Origin of the sequence: Halalkalibacter sp. APA_J-10(15), assembly GCF_023017105.1 — a bacterium.
In the GTDB taxonomy this organism is placed as follows: domain Bacteria; phylum Bacillota; class Bacilli; order Bacillales; family Bacillaceae_D; genus Halalkalibacter.
In genome coordinates, this window is sequence record NZ_JALKEV010000030.1 from 1 (window position 1) to 18518 (window position 18518).

The 18518-nt window shown below is 34.5% G+C and carries 19 protein-coding genes; 11 read left to right on the top strand and 8 right to left on the bottom strand.

Annotated features, from left to right (window positions below):
* Positions 1 to 28: 28 nt before the first annotated feature.
* The 5 genes from MW695_RS21615 to MW695_RS21635 form a co-directional block, all read right to left on the bottom strand.
* Complete coding sequence (locus MW695_RS21615) at positions 29 to 622, bottom strand: Arm DNA-binding domain-containing protein (protein ID WP_247107538.1); 594 nt, start codon at positions 620 to 622, stop codon at positions 29 to 31.
* An 88-nt stretch (positions 623 to 710) separates the two neighbouring features.
* The gene (locus tag MW695_RS21620) at positions 711 to 1034 is read right to left on the bottom strand and encodes a DUF771 domain-containing protein (protein WP_247107539.1); all 324 of its coding nucleotides are present in this window, start codon (positions 1032 to 1034) and stop codon (positions 711 to 713) included.
* Positions 1035 to 1141: 107 nt separating this feature from the next.
* On the bottom strand, positions 1142 to 2647 hold the full coding sequence (locus MW695_RS21625; RefSeq protein ID WP_247107540.1) for a hypothetical protein: 1506 nt from the start codon (positions 2645 to 2647) through the stop codon (positions 1142 to 1144).
* Positions 2640 to 3494 (bottom strand): bifunctional DNA primase/polymerase, encoded by an 855-nt coding sequence (locus MW695_RS21630; protein ID WP_247107541.1) that lies wholly within the window; start codon positions 3492 to 3494, stop codon positions 2640 to 2642. The genes MW695_RS21625 and MW695_RS21630 overlap by 8 nt, the downstream gene beginning before the upstream one ends.
* Before the next feature lie 30 nt (positions 3495 to 3524).
* Complete coding sequence (locus MW695_RS21635) at positions 3525 to 3713, bottom strand: hypothetical protein (protein ID WP_247107542.1); 189 nt, start codon at positions 3711 to 3713, stop codon at positions 3525 to 3527.
* Between the two features lie 1020 nt (positions 3714 to 4733).
* Here MW695_RS21635 and MW695_RS21640 point away from each other — a divergent pair.
* The 5 genes from MW695_RS21640 to MW695_RS21660 all read left to right on the top strand — a co-directional run bounded on the left by MW695_RS21640 (position 4734) and on the right by MW695_RS21660 (position 8854).
* Positions 4734 to 4937: a hypothetical protein gene (locus MW695_RS21640; RefSeq protein ID WP_247107543.1), complete on the top strand. Its 204-nt coding sequence runs from the start codon at positions 4734 to 4736 to the stop codon at positions 4935 to 4937.
* Positions 4938 to 5451: 514 nt separating this feature from the next.
* Positions 5452 to 7671 carry a T7SS effector LXG polymorphic toxin gene (locus MW695_RS21645; protein WP_247107544.1) on the top strand — a complete coding sequence of 740 codons (2220 nt, stop codon included), beginning with the start codon at positions 5452 to 5454 and terminating at the stop codon, positions 7669 to 7671.
* A 12-nt stretch (positions 7672 to 7683) separates the two neighbouring features.
* The gene (locus MW695_RS21650; RefSeq protein WP_247107545.1) at positions 7684 to 8058 is read left to right on the top strand and encodes an immunity 22 family protein; all 375 of its coding nucleotides are present in this window, start codon (positions 7684 to 7686) and stop codon (positions 8056 to 8058) included.
* Positions 8059 to 8094: 36 nt separating this feature from the next.
* Entirely contained in the window at positions 8095 to 8550 is a 456-nt protein-coding gene (locus MW695_RS21655; protein WP_247107546.1) for a DUF4274 domain-containing protein, read from the top strand.
* A 121-nt stretch (positions 8551 to 8671) separates the two neighbouring features.
* Positions 8672 to 8854: a hypothetical protein gene (locus MW695_RS21660; RefSeq protein WP_247107547.1), complete on the top strand. Its 183-nt coding sequence runs from the start codon at positions 8672 to 8674 to the stop codon at positions 8852 to 8854.
* Positions 8855 to 9065: 211 nt separating this feature from the next.
* Here MW695_RS21660 and istB read toward each other — a convergent pair whose 3' ends face one another.
* Together istB and istA are read right to left on the bottom strand one after the other, a co-directional pair.
* On the bottom strand, positions 9066 to 9827 hold the full coding sequence (gene istB, locus MW695_RS21665) for an IS21-like element helper ATPase IstB (RefSeq protein ID WP_308446109.1): 762 nt from the start codon (positions 9825 to 9827) through the stop codon (positions 9066 to 9068).
* The gene (istA, locus tag MW695_RS21670) at positions 9820 to 11373 is read right to left on the bottom strand and encodes an IS21 family transposase (protein WP_247107549.1); all 1554 of its coding nucleotides are present in this window, start codon (positions 11371 to 11373) and stop codon (positions 9820 to 9822) included. Before istA ends, istB begins: the two co-directional genes overlap by 8 nt.
* Positions 11374 to 11515: 142 nt before the next feature.
* Between istA and MW695_RS21675 the strand changes: the two genes are divergently transcribed.
* Together MW695_RS21675 and MW695_RS21680 are read left to right on the top strand one after the other, a co-directional pair.
* Complete coding sequence (locus tag MW695_RS21675) at positions 11516 to 11815, top strand: HNH/ENDO VII family nuclease (protein WP_247107550.1); 300 nt, start codon at positions 11516 to 11518, stop codon at positions 11813 to 11815.
* Positions 11816 to 11833: 18 nt separating this feature from the next.
* Entirely contained in the window at positions 11834 to 12304 is a 471-nt protein-coding gene (locus MW695_RS21680; RefSeq protein ID WP_247107551.1) for an SMI1/KNR4 family protein, read from the top strand.
* 492 nt (positions 12305 to 12796) lie between these two features.
* Here MW695_RS21680 and MW695_RS21685 read toward each other — a convergent pair whose 3' ends face one another.
* Positions 12797 to 13804: a trypsin-like serine peptidase gene (locus MW695_RS21685; protein ID WP_247107552.1), complete on the bottom strand. Its 1008-nt coding sequence runs from the start codon at positions 13802 to 13804 to the stop codon at positions 12797 to 12799.
* 85 nt (positions 13805 to 13889) lie between these two features.
* Here MW695_RS21685 and MW695_RS21690 point away from each other — a divergent pair, with 85 nt between their 5' ends.
* The 4 genes from MW695_RS21690 to MW695_RS21705 all read left to right on the top strand — a co-directional run bounded on the left by MW695_RS21690 (position 13890) and on the right by MW695_RS21705 (position 18447).
* Positions 13890 to 14297 carry a hypothetical protein gene (locus tag MW695_RS21690; RefSeq protein ID WP_247107553.1) on the top strand — a complete coding sequence of 136 codons (408 nt, stop codon included), beginning with the start codon at positions 13890 to 13892 and terminating at the stop codon, positions 14295 to 14297.
* A 272-nt stretch (positions 14298 to 14569) separates the two neighbouring features.
* Positions 14570 to 14893, top strand: coding sequence for a GNAT family N-acetyltransferase (locus tag MW695_RS21695; RefSeq protein WP_368859688.1), 324 nt, complete (start codon positions 14570 to 14572; stop codon positions 14891 to 14893).
* A 644-nt stretch (positions 14894 to 15537) separates the two neighbouring features.
* The gene (locus tag MW695_RS21700) at positions 15538 to 16092 is read left to right on the top strand and encodes a recombinase family protein (protein WP_247107555.1); all 555 of its coding nucleotides are present in this window, start codon (positions 15538 to 15540) and stop codon (positions 16090 to 16092) included.
* Positions 16093 to 16593: 501 nt separating this feature from the next.
* Positions 16594 to 18447, top strand: coding sequence for an AAA family ATPase (locus MW695_RS21705; protein ID WP_247107556.1), 1854 nt, complete (start codon positions 16594 to 16596; stop codon positions 18445 to 18447).
* The last annotated feature ends 71 nt before the right edge of the window (positions 18448 to 18518 follow it).

An 18518-nucleotide genomic window follows, 5' to 3' on the forward strand; every position in this document is an offset into this window, starting at 1 on the left:
GTCCCAATCAGGTTGTCAAAGGCTCTTTTCACTTTGACAATCTGATTGGGATGTGGAACACTCCATGAATGGTTGTTGTGCAGAAAAAACTTAATCTTTTGGTGTCCGGAATCTTGACATAGATCCACTCATTCTTTTTCTTAGCAGGTACAGTATATATTAATTTAGCGTTTCTAGTGAAATTTCGTGGTATAATTTGATCATCAACGGCATCTTGAACACACGCTCTAATATGACCATTCACTTTTTCTACAGTTTCTTTTGATTTATTTACTCCAAGTTGATTTAAAAATTCCTGATAATTATGTTTAGTTATTTCTTGTAGTGGTTTGCTACCGAAATATTCTGTTATACGTGCTGAAGTATAATGATAATGCTTTAAAGTGGCTAAACTAAGGTGACTTTTATATAGTTCTACCCAGTTATCAAAATATTGATCGATAGGAGATGTTTTTAAATAAGGTGTTAACCCTTTATTTAATTGAGTCTCCATTTCAGCTGCAGCGATCTTAGCTTCCTGTTTTGTTCTAAATCCTCCTTTCCTAATAGGTTTCGATTTACCATTTACCACGTTACTAATAGTGTATTGATACGTTTTTCCTCTTTTTTGAATACTAGCCAAGAATTTCACCTCTATCAAGCAGATAAGGGTGGCCGATAGGTCACCCTTATCTTACCTAGTTTATAAAGTTGTGTATAGTTATAAAAATTTACTCAGAGAAGATACGATTGAAATTTTTATCTAAAAAGTCAGTCATTTTTAAAGCATGAAATGACCATGTTTGTCCTTTAGATTTTGGATAATAAACAAATCCACCGTAATCAGCATCCAACTGTTTTCTGAATTTAGAAGGGAATAGAATATGTTCTTTAATCCATTCATGTTTTCTGTTGACTCTTTTCTCTAGGTCTTTCATTGACCAATAAAAACCGTTTAATTGATGTTTTCTTAGTTCGATTAACTCAACTTTTGAAATCAGTACTTTATCGTGCGGAATAGGGATGTCTAAGTTTACCTTTAGTTGTTGAAGCATGAATTGTACCTCCTAATAATTTTTCTAGCAAATTGTAAAAGAGATCTTTTATTTGTCGCGTCATCTGAGTCGTCATTGCTGTCACAGTCGTCATAAGTAGGTATGTGTTAAAGCAACTCTAGAGTATGAATTCTAACATTACTATTCCTTTCAAAGCTGTAATTGATATTGTTAGATTCCAAAATAGGTAGGACTCGATGAATAGTGTTTTTTAACTGGTTAGGTGATTTAACCCATTCATCTGACTTTTTTGATTCGACAGGAAGGTATGTCTCTAATTTTGATAATATCGTGGTAGCATTTCCTGAGATCTTTCTTTCTTTTTCTAAGCACTCTATTATCGTTGAAATAAACAAATCATGTTCAACAGCTTCTTTAGCTGATTCTAATTGATTGTTTTCAAATGCTTGAATAAAACTTCCTTTTTCAAATCCAAGTCCACTTTCGGCAGCAGTTGCCCATTTTGCGAAATCAGCCATTCTTGGAGCGGAGTCAAGTTTTACATTGTTGTACTCTTTTAATGCAACACTTAAAGCATCTAAGAGAGAACCTAGTATTCTTGGTTTTACATGGTTTAATTCACTTAATATTTCTTCCTCAGTTTTTCTATCGATCTTATTTATAGGATTCAAATTTATTATGATCGCACGATCCGCTAAATCTGCACGTCTAGCAATAAAATCAATACCATTAAGAACTAAAGGACGGTGAGCAGAAAAAACGATTTCTTCGTTATTTTCGTAAAATTTTCTAGTTGCAAACCCACTTCCTGTTGCCATTTTGCATAGAGCATCAGACATAGCATTTGATAATCCAGACAAGTTGTCAAATGCTAATAGTCTATTTTTTTGAGCACTTATGATAAGGTTTTCTTCATTTTTTGGTATGGATCGAATAGGTGCAAAGGAAGGATCAACTAAACTTTTAATTATTCTCGAAAAGAAACTTTTTCCAGATCCTTGTGGTCCTTGTACAATTAAAATTGGATAGGGGCCAGTTGGTACTAAGCAACCCAATAAGAAAGAATAAATTAACATTTTGTTCTCGTCGTTAGTATTAATAAATTTGTCTAATTCTTTAATAGAACCACCTTTTTCAGGTATTGGTAGTGATTGCATTGTCGATGTACGTTTAAATTTCACAGGTGAGTCTTTTATTATGTTCCAACCATTGGTATTAATTTCAACTATTTCTCGATTATCTGTGCATAGATCTAAATAAACTTTTTGATCTTTTCCACCTACTCTAATAAATGTATCAATTTTATTCATTGTATTGTCTCCTTCCAAAGCAATAATAGTTTCAATTGTTTCTGTGATAACTGAAAGGTTCAATGTCTTTTTAAAGATTTTATAGTAGATTTTTCTTAAAAACATTTTGAAGTCCTGACTATTTACTGGGTAATGATTCTTAATCTTGTTGACTTCTACAGTTGCATACACCTCTTTATTATCTGTTATGAAGAAACTTGCATTTGCATTTGCAATTTCAATTAATGCCTGGGTTGTTGTTATGTCACCTTGCTCTACTTGTACTTTAATCATTTCCTCTTGAGGTAATTCATTTAATTTCTTTACCTCTCCTAGCGTATTTTTTTTAGTATTATTAAACATATATATTTTCTCCTTTAATTAGTTTGATAGCTTCACGTGTTGCTATCTGATAAATTTGTTTAAGCATTTTAATAGCATTACCTGAACCGCAGCCTGAAAAGCATGACCATGCTCCATTCCTAGTATTAAAGCTAAATGAGTTATGATGATCATCATGAAAAGGACATTTAGAACTAAGCCATAATCCCTGCCCTTTAATGTTAGACGTAATATCGGAATAGAATTCAATCCAATCAATTTGTTCAATTAAATCTTGTATATCTTTCCTTTCAAAATTTTGCTTGTTGTTATACAATATAGACGTTGAAGTTTTTTTGAATTGGTTGTTAGTGTTTTCTAATAAGTATTCCACTAACCATTTCGGTAGCTCAGCTTTCTCAACTTGTTTGGGAGAAACTACCCAAACATATTTTTTACCAATTGGGTGTAGAGAAGGTGGAGCTACCACTTGTTTTTTATCGGATAAGATATCAATACTATCCCACAGTTTCATAGATGGAATTTCACTTGTATAGTTAAAGTAAAGATGTAAGCCCCTATTTGAGCGAACTGTCCATGTTACCGGTAGTTGCCCCAATTTTTCTAGTTTTGTGTGAGAAGTTAGATCATCAAAATCTAGAACAATACAGTTAGAAACTGAACCAGTCACAATTCCTATATTTTTATTATTGTAAAGAATATTCCTTCCATCCGGATTTTTAATCCCATTAATAATCTCATCTGACTGTAAAGGTCTTTCTATAAAACGGGTTGACCAGCCTTTCAATATTGGTCTTTTTTCAATTAATGGTATAGGAGTCAACCCGTATTGATGTAATTGAAGTGCTGCAAGTACTGACAAATTCATTAAATCACCTCCTTTCAATGAGAAAACATTCTATTGTTTGCTTTTTAATTGTTTGATCGCACTAGATATTTGAGTTTTTTGCTGATTAGATAATTCATATCTTAATAATCTGTACAGAGTATTTTCGTGAATGTTCAATTGTTCGGCTATTTGCCATAAATACAAATTTGATGACTTAATTTGATCTCGTAAATCTTGATTGCGCTGATTTTTTTTCATTATTGTCACACCTCCTTTACGACAAAAAACCCCCTGAACGAATAAGACTAATTTATTAGCCTTTTCACTCAGGGGGACTCCCTTTTGAAAATTAAATTTTAATAGGTTGTTGAAATAAATAAAACTGTTAACCACTAGCACTTCCACCAATGATTAATTTCATAATAATTATTCGAAATAGAGAAGTCAAGTATTAATTTAATTGTTTTTGTAGATTTTGATTAAATTGATGATATGACGACAATGACGGTTATGACGACATCCTTCTAGCAAAAAAGGTTATCTTAGTGCATTTTATAACATCTTATATATAGAAATATATAATGAAGTATATATTAAGGTGCATCGAAAGCTTTTGTGTCTGATTAAATTCAATTTTGTTATTTTTAAAGTGATAATGATTTAATCGGAAGGAAGCACAGTGAGTGAAGAAAAAGTTGAAACTTTACAGATTATAAATGGGAATATCTTTGTGCGTTTAAAATAATTCTACAATTTTTATTGTATAAAATAGATAAATTATATTCAAAATGTATTACTAGAATCGAGCAACTTAATTGTTACAACCGTCTTTCCTTATCACATATTCTTATCACAGTCTTAAATTACTAGTTCTTGTGAAGAGAACGTGTGATATAGCATCACAATTTAAGAACTTGTTTAAATACATACGTAACAAGGGATAAGGGAAAATAATCTAAGGCCATTAAACTTAGACTTCAACCTATAAATAAACTCAATAAATCTCATATTATTTTCATCAAAAATGTTAAAAAATCTCATGAGTTAAGTAGATAAAAAACTAGTATTTCAGAAGAAAAGTTGGTATAGATTGATTAAAATCACAATGTATTTTTATGAAATATAATGAATATAAATGAATATGTGCATTATGGTATAATATGTATCACTGTTTAGAGTAAATAGCAAAAGAAATAATGTTTTAAGAATGCTTCCCTGAAAATCCGAAAGATAGCTGTGATACAATTGAAAAAAGATTTACGAAGGGATGAGCACCGAATGAGACTATTCGAAGTGTTAACCGATAAAGAATTGGATGAAGTAATAAGATTAAAAAAGGGTTTGTTGTCAGCAAAAACTAGGAAAGATATTGTTTTTTATGATAAGGAAATAAATAAAATTTTAAATTATGCCAGAGCAAGGTATTATGTGACGAAAGAAATAAATCATAGTGAGGAAACTGTTGTTATAGATGATTTATAATATAAATGTGTGTTTAAAATAAGGTGAATTGTTTTCAAAGCATCACCGTTTTTTCCCTTTAGATATGTTATCTAAAGGGGTGTTTTTATGTCGTAAGAAAAAAGAACATCTGTGACCGAACAGTGGATTAATCAAGATCAAGGACCGATATTGAGATAGATTATACTTGGTTAAAGATTCAAGATATACTTCAAAGGGTCGTCCAACTCGTTTAAAAGGAATAAAAACAAACAGCCAACAGCAATTGATGTAATGAGATAATAAAGATGTTTATTTTATAATAAAGTCGTTTAAAACATAATAAAGTTCATAAAAAATGATATTCATTTTAGTAAAAATTTGGCCTGTTTGATTAATAACTTATATTACGTAGTAGACTAAATACTGCGCAGCATTTTTTTCAGTTTTGGATAAATACATTAAAATGAGGTGCGTTAAAATGTGAGCGATATCCTATATACACCATCTATTTCCTGTATTATAATGGAATAATTGTAATGGAGGGGAAGAATAGATGGCGAATGAGAAAGTGAACATGGCCGAGGTTCATTCCTTTAAGGAAGAACAATCTCAGCAGTTACGAGAGCTTCGGCAAGGGCTCCGAGATGTGAGAGCAAATATTAAAGAAATCTGTCGAATGCCTAGCTTTAAGGGAGAAGCTGCGGATGCGGCTAAGGTCTATTTTGGTGATGTACATGGGACGCTTCTTCGGTCATTTGAAGGCCTTTTTATCCAATTAGAGAAGAGCCTTCAGAAGCATATTCACGAATTCCATATGAACGTCGATAGAAGTGAGCGAGCGATTGTTGAGAGTTCTTATGTGAAAGAAAAAGAGACTGAGATCGAACAAGCCTATCAAGAGCTTGAGCGGATCATGAAGCAAATCGATCAAACGATTCGTAGTGTATCAGATCTAACAAGTGCGACATCGCCTTCTACCTCCCGCGTGCAGGAGGACCACGCTGACGTCCTGAAGGTGACATCGAATCTGACAAGACAAGCAGAGACGTTCACGAAAACCGGGAGGAAGGACCAAGGGTTGATTTCACAATCAATAGCGGAAATCGAACGGTTGATGTCAGCTATTGGGAATCAGACGAGTACCACAAGAGCAGAAGGGTTTCAGACAAGTCTTTCTACCATTCAACCACTAGTAACAGAAGCAAAGGAATCGACTGTTCTCAAAGCCCTTCTTTCCATTCAAAAAGCGGAAAGTGGTCAGATCAGTCGGCCGGGTTTACATACGAATGAAGCGAAAGCATCACTCAGCTCCCTAGGGCTCCAGAAATATGCACAGACGACGAAAAGAGATTTGATCAAAGTCATCGTAGAACGTGTCCTAGCACGAATGCCGTTACGAAGTGTCGTGGCACACTTCCGACGAAGTCCACACAATGATTCACTTGTGCAGCTCGGTGTTATAGGGACAGGGAATGTGACTGAATGGACTGGTTTTCAAGGGAAGCCGAATGGATTCCCGCTCAGCAAAGCACATGGCACGCATGAGAAATGGTGGCTGAAAACGGCTACTCATTCGGTCGATCAAGGAAGTGCGATTCTGGATACGATCAAAGGTTGGAACATTCCGATGATTAACAGTCGTATTCATCGTATGGAACAAAATATGGCGGTGGTCGAAACAGAGCTCATCCAAAAATATTTTTATTATAAGCCTCTTGTTGATTATTTTGGAGGAGTTGCCATTGGTGCCGGGAGATCAGGTATAGACACAGGGAAGGGTTTGTGGGAATTTGCGAAAGATCCTGTTGGTACCGTTAAAGACCAAATCGCCTTTGCAGGGGAAGTGATCAAGGAACCAGGGATTATCATAGAAATGGGGCAAATGTTACGTGATTCGTTCACAGAAGATGTCATCGATGGGACAAGTCAATCGCGAGGAGAATGGCTAGGCTACGCAACAGGACTTGTGTTAATCTCAGTATACGGAGATAAAGGCCTTTCTCGATTAGGCCAAGCGGGCAAAATGGCGAATACCGCCAAGAACAACCGGACGGATTCCTCCAATCGACCGACAGCGACCCCACCAGCCGGAACGCTTGGCACGACACTAGGAACGATTCAATCGACAGCTACAACTGTTCAGAATAAGTTACAAAGAGGGATGGACAGAATCAGTGATCTCGCAGCGAGATTAGGAATGCCTCCAGTGGTAGCCAGTTCAGTGCCGTTTAATGTGTATGATACACAAGCGATGGTTCGGAAGTTGGATGAAAGTGATAGGGCTCAGTATAGTAGGGTTGAGACTGGTGGGAATAAGGGTATAGATAATGCTAAAGATATAACTAAATTAACTGTTGATGATATACCCACTGCAAAGAGTGGGGATTTTAATAAATTCTTCAATTCCCTTACAAGGAGTGAACTAGACGAACTTTGGAAAGATAAAAAGATTAGAAAGAAAATTGAGCGTCAACTTAGAGAACCTGGAGGTTTACATGAGTGGCACTTAGTTTCAAGGGCTCCGCAATTTAAGTATTGGAATATTGGAGCTGACGAGATTAAAGATTTAAGAACAGCTATATCCGATGTCAAATTTGTCAATCCAAACGGTGTTCATGGAGGATTAGGCTCAACTAAAGCACATAATGAATTGTTAGCAATAATAGATACTTCTAGCGACTATAATACATTTGTTAGACGACTTAATAATTGGGCTAATTATAGATTAGAGGGTGGTGTTTCGTCTTTACCACAAGATCTAAGATTAAAGTAGGAGGATACTATAATGGAAAAACAAGGATGGGTTTCAATTTGGTTAGGGAATATTAACGATGAGGATTCAATAGGAGAGTATGTTGATTTAACGTATGATGAGGATGGTGAGTCTGTCCCTTCCCAATTCTTTATCGATTTTAATATTGATATGGATGAAACAGATGAGGATACTATAGAAAAAGCGGTCTATAAGAATAGTAGTAGTGATATTTCAGCATTATTAGATGGGTGTTCGTATGAAGAAATTGTCATCCCAAAAATCCAGAGAAGTATAAACCTAAAGAAATCATATAATGCAGTAATTTTAATATATAATTTTGAATATAAAAATGAAATTAGTTCAACAGGTGCTTTTGATTTTATTGCTGCTACAAATTACGAGTAAGAGAAATCTTAAAGGTATGGAGAATTGATTTAGTTGATGGTTAACTCAGAAATTACTTATCTGCTAGGGTTGCTTTATAATACAGATAAAAATTTTTTAATCAGCAAGTTAAAAAAAGTAGATAATCCACTAATACTCCATTACTTTGCTGCCAATTATAATTGGAATAGTGTGTTTGAAGTACCGACAGTTATCTTAGATAATGAGGCTTGTGATTTAGGGACTGGTTTACTAATGTTTCATTATGCAGATGGCTATCGTTTGTTAGAGAGTTCAGATGAAATTTTAAGTTCTTCATTAGAGGAATGGAAAGTTTTTTTGAGAAAGATTTATAATAAACTATTAAGCTTAGACTTTAAATCACAAGACATTTCCTTTGACCCTGAATTAACAAAAATTCAAAAGTATAAGTTAAAAAAGAATAACCCAGACCTTCCTGACGTTTTAATTAGTAAGTCTCCAGGCAAAGAGATTGATATACCTAAGATATGATATAATTTATTTGAAACCTTGATTGGCTAATGTCTTTCAAGGTTTCTTTATGTGTGCTACCTATCGGAGATGAGGCTACGCAACAGGACTTGTGTTAATCTCAGTATACGGAGATAAAGGCATGTTTCGGTTAGGACAAGCGAGCAAAATGGCCAATACCGCCAAGAAAAACCGTACGGATTCATCCAATCGACCGACAACGACACCACCAGCCGGTACGCTAGGAACGATTCAATCGACAGCCACATCCGTTCAGAACACGTTACAAAAAGGAATGGACACCATCAGCGATCTCGCAGATTAGGAATGCCCCCAGTACTAGCCAGTTCGGTGCCGTATAATGTGATCGATTCACGAGAGATGTTTCGGAAGTTGGATGAAAGTGACAGGACTCAGTTTAGTAAGGTTGAGACTGGTGGGAATATGGGTATATATAATGGTTATAATTATTGGAATAAAACCACTGTAACCGTCAAGTAGTTTTGAACATTTTTTGCTCATTAATTTTGAACACTTTACGCTTGAAACAACGACTCTCGGTACTTAATTCTATGGCTAGATCCATCAAAGTGAACAACTTCAGAGCGATGGAGAAGGCGATCTAAAATCGCCGTTGTTATTCCTTTGTCTCCTATTAATTCTCCCCATTCTTCGGGGCCTTTATTTGATGTAAGAACAATAGAACTTCGTTCATAAAGATGATTAATGAGATGGAAAAAGAGATTCGCTTCATTTTGATCCATGGCCATATACATAAGATCATCAATTATAATCAGATCAGCTTCTCTAATTCTCTTCATTTTTAATTGGGATTTACGGAGATACTCCTCACTTTTTAATAGTGGGATTAATTCTCCCATGGACACAAATGACACGCGGTGCCCTTTGTGAATAGCTTCTAACCCAATCCCAATAGCTATATGCGTTTTGCCAACACCTGGCGGTCCTAAAAATAGTAGATTAAAAGATTCATCAAGCCAAGAGAGCTCTTGGAGCTGTCTTAATTGTCTCTTACTAAGTGATGGCAATTCTGTTAAATCAAACTCATCAAGACTTTTTTGATAAGGGAACTTTGCCCATTTCAAGTGTTTTTCAATCATCTTTTCTTCTCGACGCTTTTCTTCATAAGAAAGTAATTCGCGAAGAAACTCTTGATAGGTCCATGAGTGTGACTCTGCTTTCCGCAAAAAAGAAGGCAGTTCCTTAGATGTTTCGGACATTCTTAAATGATGAAGTTGTCTTTGTAAACTTTCTACTGAGTATTCGAACTTACACACCTCCTAAAATCTTTAGATAACCATCTAGTTCTCTAACCAATGCTTTTTCTTTGTAGGAAGTGGAGAACATTTCTACAGTTGGAATATCAGTTGAGGGTATAGTACTCTCTTGATCTTGAATCCTCGCTAAATGTCTAACGACATCATGAAAATCATTGGCACTCCATAAGGTCTGCTTCATACAAATCTCTAAGGCAGATTCAATAAAGGGTTCAAAGTTCTTTACTGCTCTGCTTAAAATCTGTAACTGATCTCGCATGTATCTCGGATATCGCTTTTCAACTTCTTCAAGAAATCGTTGAATCTTATCCTGTTCATCAAACGAGGTTTTTATCGTTTCCATATATGTTTGTATACCTTTTGACTTATCTCTTGAATGATCCGAGTTCTTTATCAACTGCCCTTTTCCTCTTGAAAGTAGATGGGGAGCTAATCGTTTACCTCCAGGGGTCTTTTCGATAATCAATTCTTCCTTATCAATTTGAATATAGACGGTATTATCTCCCTGTGGTTTATACGTTCCAAGTGGTAACGAATAACGATTCGATTGAAATTTGATAATATTGTCCTTATGGACAGTTCTTGTTATAATTGTTCCATGGTTACTCTCGAAAGAGAGTAGGGACGAGACTTTTCGTAAGTGTGGCTTTTCCAGGGCAAACACTTCGACAGGTCTCTTTTTTATTGTGTTATGTACTTGATAGTTTCCTTTTCTATCAAGCCAAGCTAAACATTGCTCATTCCAAGTCTCTAGCTGATGATACACTCGATTTTTCGCAAAGTTTCTTTTAATGAATTTCACCACATTTTCAATCTTACCTTTCGTTTCTGGATCGGCTGCTTTACACAAATAAACCGAAAACCCTCTTTGCTGCTTATAAGTTTGAAACCCTTCCGTATATATAATGTCGCCTCCATTTTCACTTACTGTCATAAGCTTATCTTGGTCGTATACAATCTCCTCAGTTCTGCCTCCGTAATACTCAAATGCATTCTCATGGCAACGTAACACATCACGAGTAGTAAAAGGCCGCTCTTGCCACTCCGCATATTTATAACGTGAGTGAGAAAGGACAAAGGCAATCACATAGATTTTTATCCACTTCCCTTCAAACGTCTTAATCTTTAGTTCTCCAAAATCGACTTGCATTTGTTTTCCTTTTGGTAATTCTTCAATTGCTTCATACCTTCTAAATGTGATGCTTTTAGGTATATGGTATTTCTCCCGAAGTTCCCTAACATATGTACGAACCGTACTATCACCTACATTAGTGAACGAGCAGCGTTCCTCTAACCAATCAGAAATCTGTGAGGCAGATAAATCTGGATGCTCTTTTAGCCATCCTAAAATTTGCTCCTCAAAAGGGTCAAGTTTTCTTTTTCTTGTTTTTATGTCGTCCACCCACCTATAAGCTTCCTCAAAATCTTTTTCAAGATATTCATAAACGGTTGTTCTGGATAAATTGCATTTTCTTGCGATAGCTGCCACTTTAAAACTCTGTCGTTTCAATTGATGAACTTGTACAATCACTTCTAATTTCAACACCTTTCCACTCCTCCAATACCTCAGTCATATTCATACTTCTTGATTTTAACTGATTGGAGGTTAATTAGCAGAAAGTGTTCATTTTTATCAAGCAATAACTGTTCAACTTAGTCTAGCAGTTACAACCACCCAATTTAAAAACGTGATAGTTTATCAAAGAGATGATATTATAAATCCAAATATGAAAGACGCACGTGGTGGAACTAACCTTGAAAGAATGCAGAAGGGATTAGCTCCACTTGGTCCAGATGGAAAGTCTATAAACCTTCATCACACGACACAAAGAAATGAAAGTTCGATAGCAGAGGTGACACAGACGTTTCATAAAGATAATAGTTGTGTAATTCACATCAATCCTAATCCTATACCTTCAGGTATAAATAGGTCTGAGTTTAATAAATGGCGAATTGATTACTGGAAAAATAGAGCCAATGATTTTTAATGTTAAAGGAGGATGGACATGAGTGTAAAAAATTATCAAAAAGCAAAGGAAATTATTTTGAATGAAGAAGAGATTGCTGACTTTGTGGGTGGTCGTACAGATGAATTAATTAGTTTGGCTGGAGAAAAATTAGGGTTAAAGTTTACTGGTTTATATTTTGATTATTTAAAGACATTTGGAGCAGGTAATTTCGGAGCACAAGAAATTTACGGAATTATTAATGCTGATTTTGAAAATTCATCAGTTCCAGACGCTATATGGTACACTTTAACAGAACGAAGGGAAATTAATCTACCTGATAATCTGCTAGTTATATATGATACTGGGAGTGACGAAATATTTTGTTTAGACTATAGTCACCTTGATGATAATGGAGAACCAAAAGTAGTATCTTTTGTGCCTGGAGTTGAATTAGAGAGCCAAACATATGAAATAATTGCTAACGACTTTGGTGATTTTTTATTAGACTTAGTTAAGCAAGAAGTATAGAATTTGAAAACCTTGATTGGCTATAGCCTTTCAAGGTTTCTTTTTTTGGTGAATACCCAGTGCCGAATACAGCAAAAATCGATCTGGTGATAAAAGATATAAAATCATAAGATGGTTTTTCTAAATGTGTGCCAGATTAACTCTTGTATTGCGTAGTAGACGGATACTGTGCAACAAAGTAAGCGTCAAATAACGCACACATTCTACTAATCCCAAAGCTATGAGATACTCTTTCTATCAAATGGAAAGGGTGTAATCCGGCTACCGGTGAGGAATACGATGTTCCGGAACGAGAAGCCATGGCCTTTCGAACGAGTCCTGCTTATGCTAAACGATTACGTGAGCGCCGTAAGGAATTGGTTAAGAAAAACGATGAATAATAGTGTTTTGGAAATGAAAAAAGCGACATTTAACTGTGTCGCTTTTTTTTGATTGTTTCATATAGAGTTCACATATGCAACAGTCTCTAGATATAATTTTTGATATTTTACATTATTGACTTAACCAGAGATTTATGACATTGAGGTGATAGGTAGAAAATTGAGGTGCCCAAGATCCTGTAGAATTAACAGAAACAACATGATTGTCAACTAGTACAGGACCTCCACTTTGTCCTCCTGTCACATGAGAAGTATGAATAATTGCACCGAACGCAAAGTCTGTTATTCTACCAGGAGATCTAAACATGTACCAAAGTGTATAAGGACCGGAGTTATCAGCTCTATTACCTGGGTAACCAACAGCATTAATAGATCTATCGTCTGTGGTGGGTGCACGTACGCCTAATGTGAAAGGGTGGGAACCTTGAATTTTTAACACAGCAAAATCATGAATGACATCGCCTAGTCGTATATATCCTGGTTCCTCTGGATTCGTATTTGCATAACCTTGGGTAATCCAACCATCTGTGACTCCGAACCCCCCGTAAGGGTGCTCTCCACCATTTTCCCCTGGCATAACGGCAAAACCTTGGTGGAATAAATTATTGTAAGAATCATAGAGACAGTGTGCTGCTGTAAGGACATGAGTAGGTGACACAAAAACACCAGAGCAACTTGAACCTCTGTTATCATGACGTAGGATTTGAATTCTGGCTATCCTGTTATATGGTTGCTGAACAGTGTTATTGATTCGTACCCTATTATCGTTCATGAGCTCTATATACTCTATTAAACTATGATCAATATTTGGTGTTAAGTTATTAAACTCATCATTCATTTTCTCATTAATAGGAATAGAAGTAACTTCTCCAAGCAAACTAATTGAATATATAGATTCTGTTGATTGTGTTTGATGTTTATTCAGAGGTGTAGGGGGGGCATCAATAAAATCGGGAGCATTAGTCTCTTCTAATAGTTGTTTCAGGTCTTCTAATTCTTTATCTGTAAGCTCTGGTAAATCAAATTCTCCAATAAATTCATTTCCTTCTGCTAGTGTTTGTGTGGGAATTAGAAACAAAATAAAGATAAGGGTGGGAATTAGAAATTTAAGTTTAAACATAACATATTCTCCTTTTTTTTCTATTTTCAATTTCAATTTTATGTTATCATAAAATCTAGAAAAGACAATAAAAGGATGTGAAATTATGAAATATAGTAGTATGTTACTATTTTTACTATTGATTTCTTGTTATTCAGATAATAGGTATGATGAATATGTTTCGGAAGTTGAGTTTTCAGTGCAAGATAATATTGTGCAAGAGTACATTTTAGAAATTAGACCACTGGAAGAACGTCAATATATTGGGGAACAAGCAATTTGGAGGGACGACCAAGAAGAGTTTGAGGCTAATAAGTTCTTATATCTTACAGATGGGCAAAAAGTGGAAGTAGTTATTGAAAATGACCTTTTGTATAACGTGAAGGTTTTTGAAATAGATCCTAATGCTGATATAGATAAGGATAAATTACGTGAGGGAACAGCAGAAATGATATATGAAGAGGAATTTATGGTTGATAAGGGGACAAAACAGTTTATTATTGATACAGAATAATTTTCTATTGAAATACCTGTGAAAGCTTTGGTCACAGGAGATTAATGTACCAGAATACTTGAACAAGAGGAATATAAAAAACGATATATTTTTTGGGACAGAAATTATGGAATTAGCAATAAGGGCAATTTCTGAGTATGAACTTGAGGAATTTTCTTCAATACTTAAAGAAGCTGCGGAATGGTTAAATAATAATGATATGAAAATGTGGAACTACAATTAGCTATCTACTGAAATTTATTAACATAAACAATAATCTTAAAGAATTTTTTATTGTTTATGTTAATAACGAATCGGTGGTAGCTACAATTATTCAGGAACAAGGTAGTCTTTTTTGGTCTAATGAAACACTTTCTTTGTATTTACATAAACTCGCTATAAGGAGGAAGCATGCGCAAAAAGGATTATCACAAAAAATGGTAACTTGGGCAAAATTACAAGCGAAAAGTAATAATAAAAAGTTTCTAAGACTTGATTGTGCTGCTGATAGAGCCAAATTGTGCAGTTTTTATAAAAAACAGGGATTTAAAAAAGTCAGAGAAGAAGTTTTATTTGATAAGTATTCAACGGCTTTTTATGAATTTGAAGTTATATAAATTACAATTTTCTTATTCAACAAACTGTAGCTTATATTGAAGAAGGAAGACGAAAAATAACAGGTCCTTTTGCTGCGCAGGGCACTGATCCGTTTGCACAGCAAAACCTGCCTCCACTCCTTGGATAGGCATGACGAAGGAATGAGAGGGTAAAAGACCCGTTGAGATATGGGAGGGAAAGCCTCTAGGGGTAGCGTGGACAATGCCTTTTGCTTATGTATCCATGAGAAAATCATTATTTATCCATATTGAAATCTGCTCTTTTGATCACCTTTATTTGTTCCATTATAGAATGTTTCTTAGAACGCTTGTTAATATTGACATATTAAAAGAGTATCGCGTGGATAGTCAAATGGCTCCACGAGATACTCTTTTATGTTGACATAACGCGTCGCTAGTCTAAGGCGCAACGAGTTATAGATACTATATGAATAGAACTATATTATGAAGGATTTCTTAAACCGTGTAAAGAAAGGTTTAGAAAAACTGAATCATCCCTTCCAAATAAAGACTTAACTTTAACAGTTCCATAACTCACAAGTTTTGACACTTATTTATTGATGTTGTAATATCAGTATATACATAGGTGTCATAACTTAGTATCATTATTAGTTGTGAAAATTGACTGTTTGGAGCTGTGAAGAATGAAATATGGCTATGCCAGAGTTAGTACTATCGGACAAGATTTAGAAGCACAAAAAAAGACGCTTAAAGAGCAAGGTTGTGAACAAATATTTTCTGAAAAATATACAGGAACAAAAAAAGAGAGGCCAGAGTTTCAAAAATTACTTTCTAAGGTAAATGAAGGAGATACGATTGTAGTGACAAAACTCGATCGATTTGCAAGATCAGCAGGAGATGCTATACAAATCATTCGAGAATTATTTGATAAAGGAGTCAAAGTACATATTTTAAATATGGGATTGATAGAGAACACACCAACTGGAAAATTAATATTTACGATCATGAGCGGTTTTGCTGAATTTGAAAGAGACATGATTGTAGAGCGAACCCAAGAAGGGAAGGCTATCGCAAAACAGAGAGCAGACTTTCGTGAAGGAAGACCAAAAATTTATGGTAAGAAACAAATAGAGCATGCTTTAGGCTTATTAGAGAATGGCAATTCATATAAGGAGGTAACTGAAATTACGGGTATTAGTAAAAGTACTTTGATTAGGGCTAAGCGAAAAGAAGGATAATGAATTAATTACATAAACCAATTATTGATAGATGGAAGAAGTATTATTATTTTTCCGACTATTTAATTAAATAGTATAACTTTATTAGAGAGTAGTAACATATTGGAAGTTACTAGACGATCTAGAATAAGAAAAAACTATGGGTACATTCTATTCACCTCCAAACCAGAAGCATATAGAAGTGCTATTGCAACATAAAACGGCTATTAGGGCTATTTTAAAAAGGGGTATCGTATCCCGAAAACCTAGTAAATATAGAAGAGTGTTTTCTTGTCTTTCCCCTTTTTATATCTTCTAAATAACCACATGAAGTTTTATAAAACAGTTGAATACTGGGTACTAAATGAAGTATATGAAAAGCACCGAATTTTCATAAAAGTAATATCTTTAGTTTGAATTTTTAATTATGATTTAACGTAGTTCATAATATAGTGCAGATGACGTGTGTTATTAGGAAACTTAGTAAGTTTAACATTGTGTGTTGAGATAAGGAGAAATAATATGCCAAGTACTGGGGGAAATCTTAATTATGTTATTGGAATAGTAACAGAAGTTATCTATACTAACTTTAAAAATCCATTGGCGCTCTTTTGTGTATGTGATGTATTTATTAAAGAGACGAACATTCCTGGTTTAGAAGAAAAAATACGTGTTATCTTGAATACAACACCGCCAGAAAAATTGAATACAGAATATAAATTCTTCGGATGCGTTGAATTAAGTAAGAAGTATGGTAAGTCTTTTAAATGCGATACATATATTCGGAGTATTCCAATAGATACAGTTAACGTTATAGAATTTTTAAGCTCGGGTCTTTTCAAAGGTATTAAAAGAAAACGAGCAGAGTATATTGTTGAAACTTTAGGAGAAGATTGTTTAATTCAGATTGTTAATACACCGGAAATATTACGAACAGTAAAAGGTATTCCTGAAAAAACAATTTCTAATATTCAAGAAACTATTATTGAGAATTTAGAAATGCAAAGTATAATTACAAAGCTACATGAATGGAATATTTCTCTAAATAAAGCTAAGAGGATTTTCAAGATTTACGGGGATGCCTCTGTCCAAAGAATTATTGAAAATCCATATTGTCTCGCTAATTCAATAGAAGGTATCGGTTTTAAGAAGTCAGATGAAATTGCAGATAAGCTTGATATAAATGGCACTGATAACAGACGTATTAAAGGGGCAATTGAATATGCACTCCATGAAATTTATGAGCATGATGGAAGTACTTTTGCCACTAAAGGTTATATTACACAAAAGGTAGTTGATATTTTATATCGTCAGGATGGTTATTATTATTCTTCAGAGCTAATAATTGAAAATTTAACTGAACTTGCTAATACTGATGTTCTTAAGATAGAAAATTTCACTTCAGAAATTGGACAGATTCGTCAAATGGAAGAGCGTATTTTCTTAGCAAAATATTATGGTTACGAACAAAAAATTGCGAAGAAACTAACACTATTACATGCTAGAAAGGAGAAACTAACAAATCAGGAGAAAAATAAGCTAGTCGATCATATTATAGATTTATCTAAAATACTCTCCTTCGAACTTTCATTTGAACAACAGCTTGCTATTCTTGAATCAATGTGTAATAACGTACTTATTATAACAGGAGGGCCTGGTACGGGGAAAAGTACAATTATTAAGTTAATTTTAATGCTCTATTATAAATATTTTTATTATGATAATCCCTATGCTTTCTTAGATAAAGTGAATTTATTAGCACCAACTGGAAGTGCGGCAAAACGAATGAAAGAAATAACTGAAATAACTGCTAAAACTATTCATCACTTTGTATACAACGATGAATCAGAGGAAAATGAAACAGACCGGCTTTTTATTATTGATGAAATGTCGATGATGGATATTTCAACGATGGCTCAATTTCTTGAACGCGTACATAGGGGGGATCGTTTGATTTTAGTAGGGGATAAGGAGCAACTTCCACCTGTTAGTGCGGGCAATGTATTTAAAGATATTATTGAATCTAATGCTTTTCCCACTATAGAATTAAAAACGGTTTTTCGACAAAAACTTCATTCAACAATTCAAGACTTAGCTACATGTATAAGAAACGAGGAGATTTCGGATAAACTTCTCAAAAGTAGCGATAATGTAAAATACGTTCCCGTAGCTAAGGTTGATATTGTAGAAACTATTAAATCAGAAATGTTCTATGCACTTGATCAAAACATTCCATTTGAGGATATTCAAATTATTGCCCCTATTCATCTAGGTGAGCAAGGGATTACATTAATTAATGAAGTAATACAGCATTTGTTTCGTAAGCGTCAAATAGTCCCCACCTATGGCCAAGATGGGGACTATAGTAAAATCTAGTTATCAGTTTTCACATAACAATGCTCTGGTAGAGTTTCGGACCAAGGCAGTAGCTGATCGATTGTTTTTTC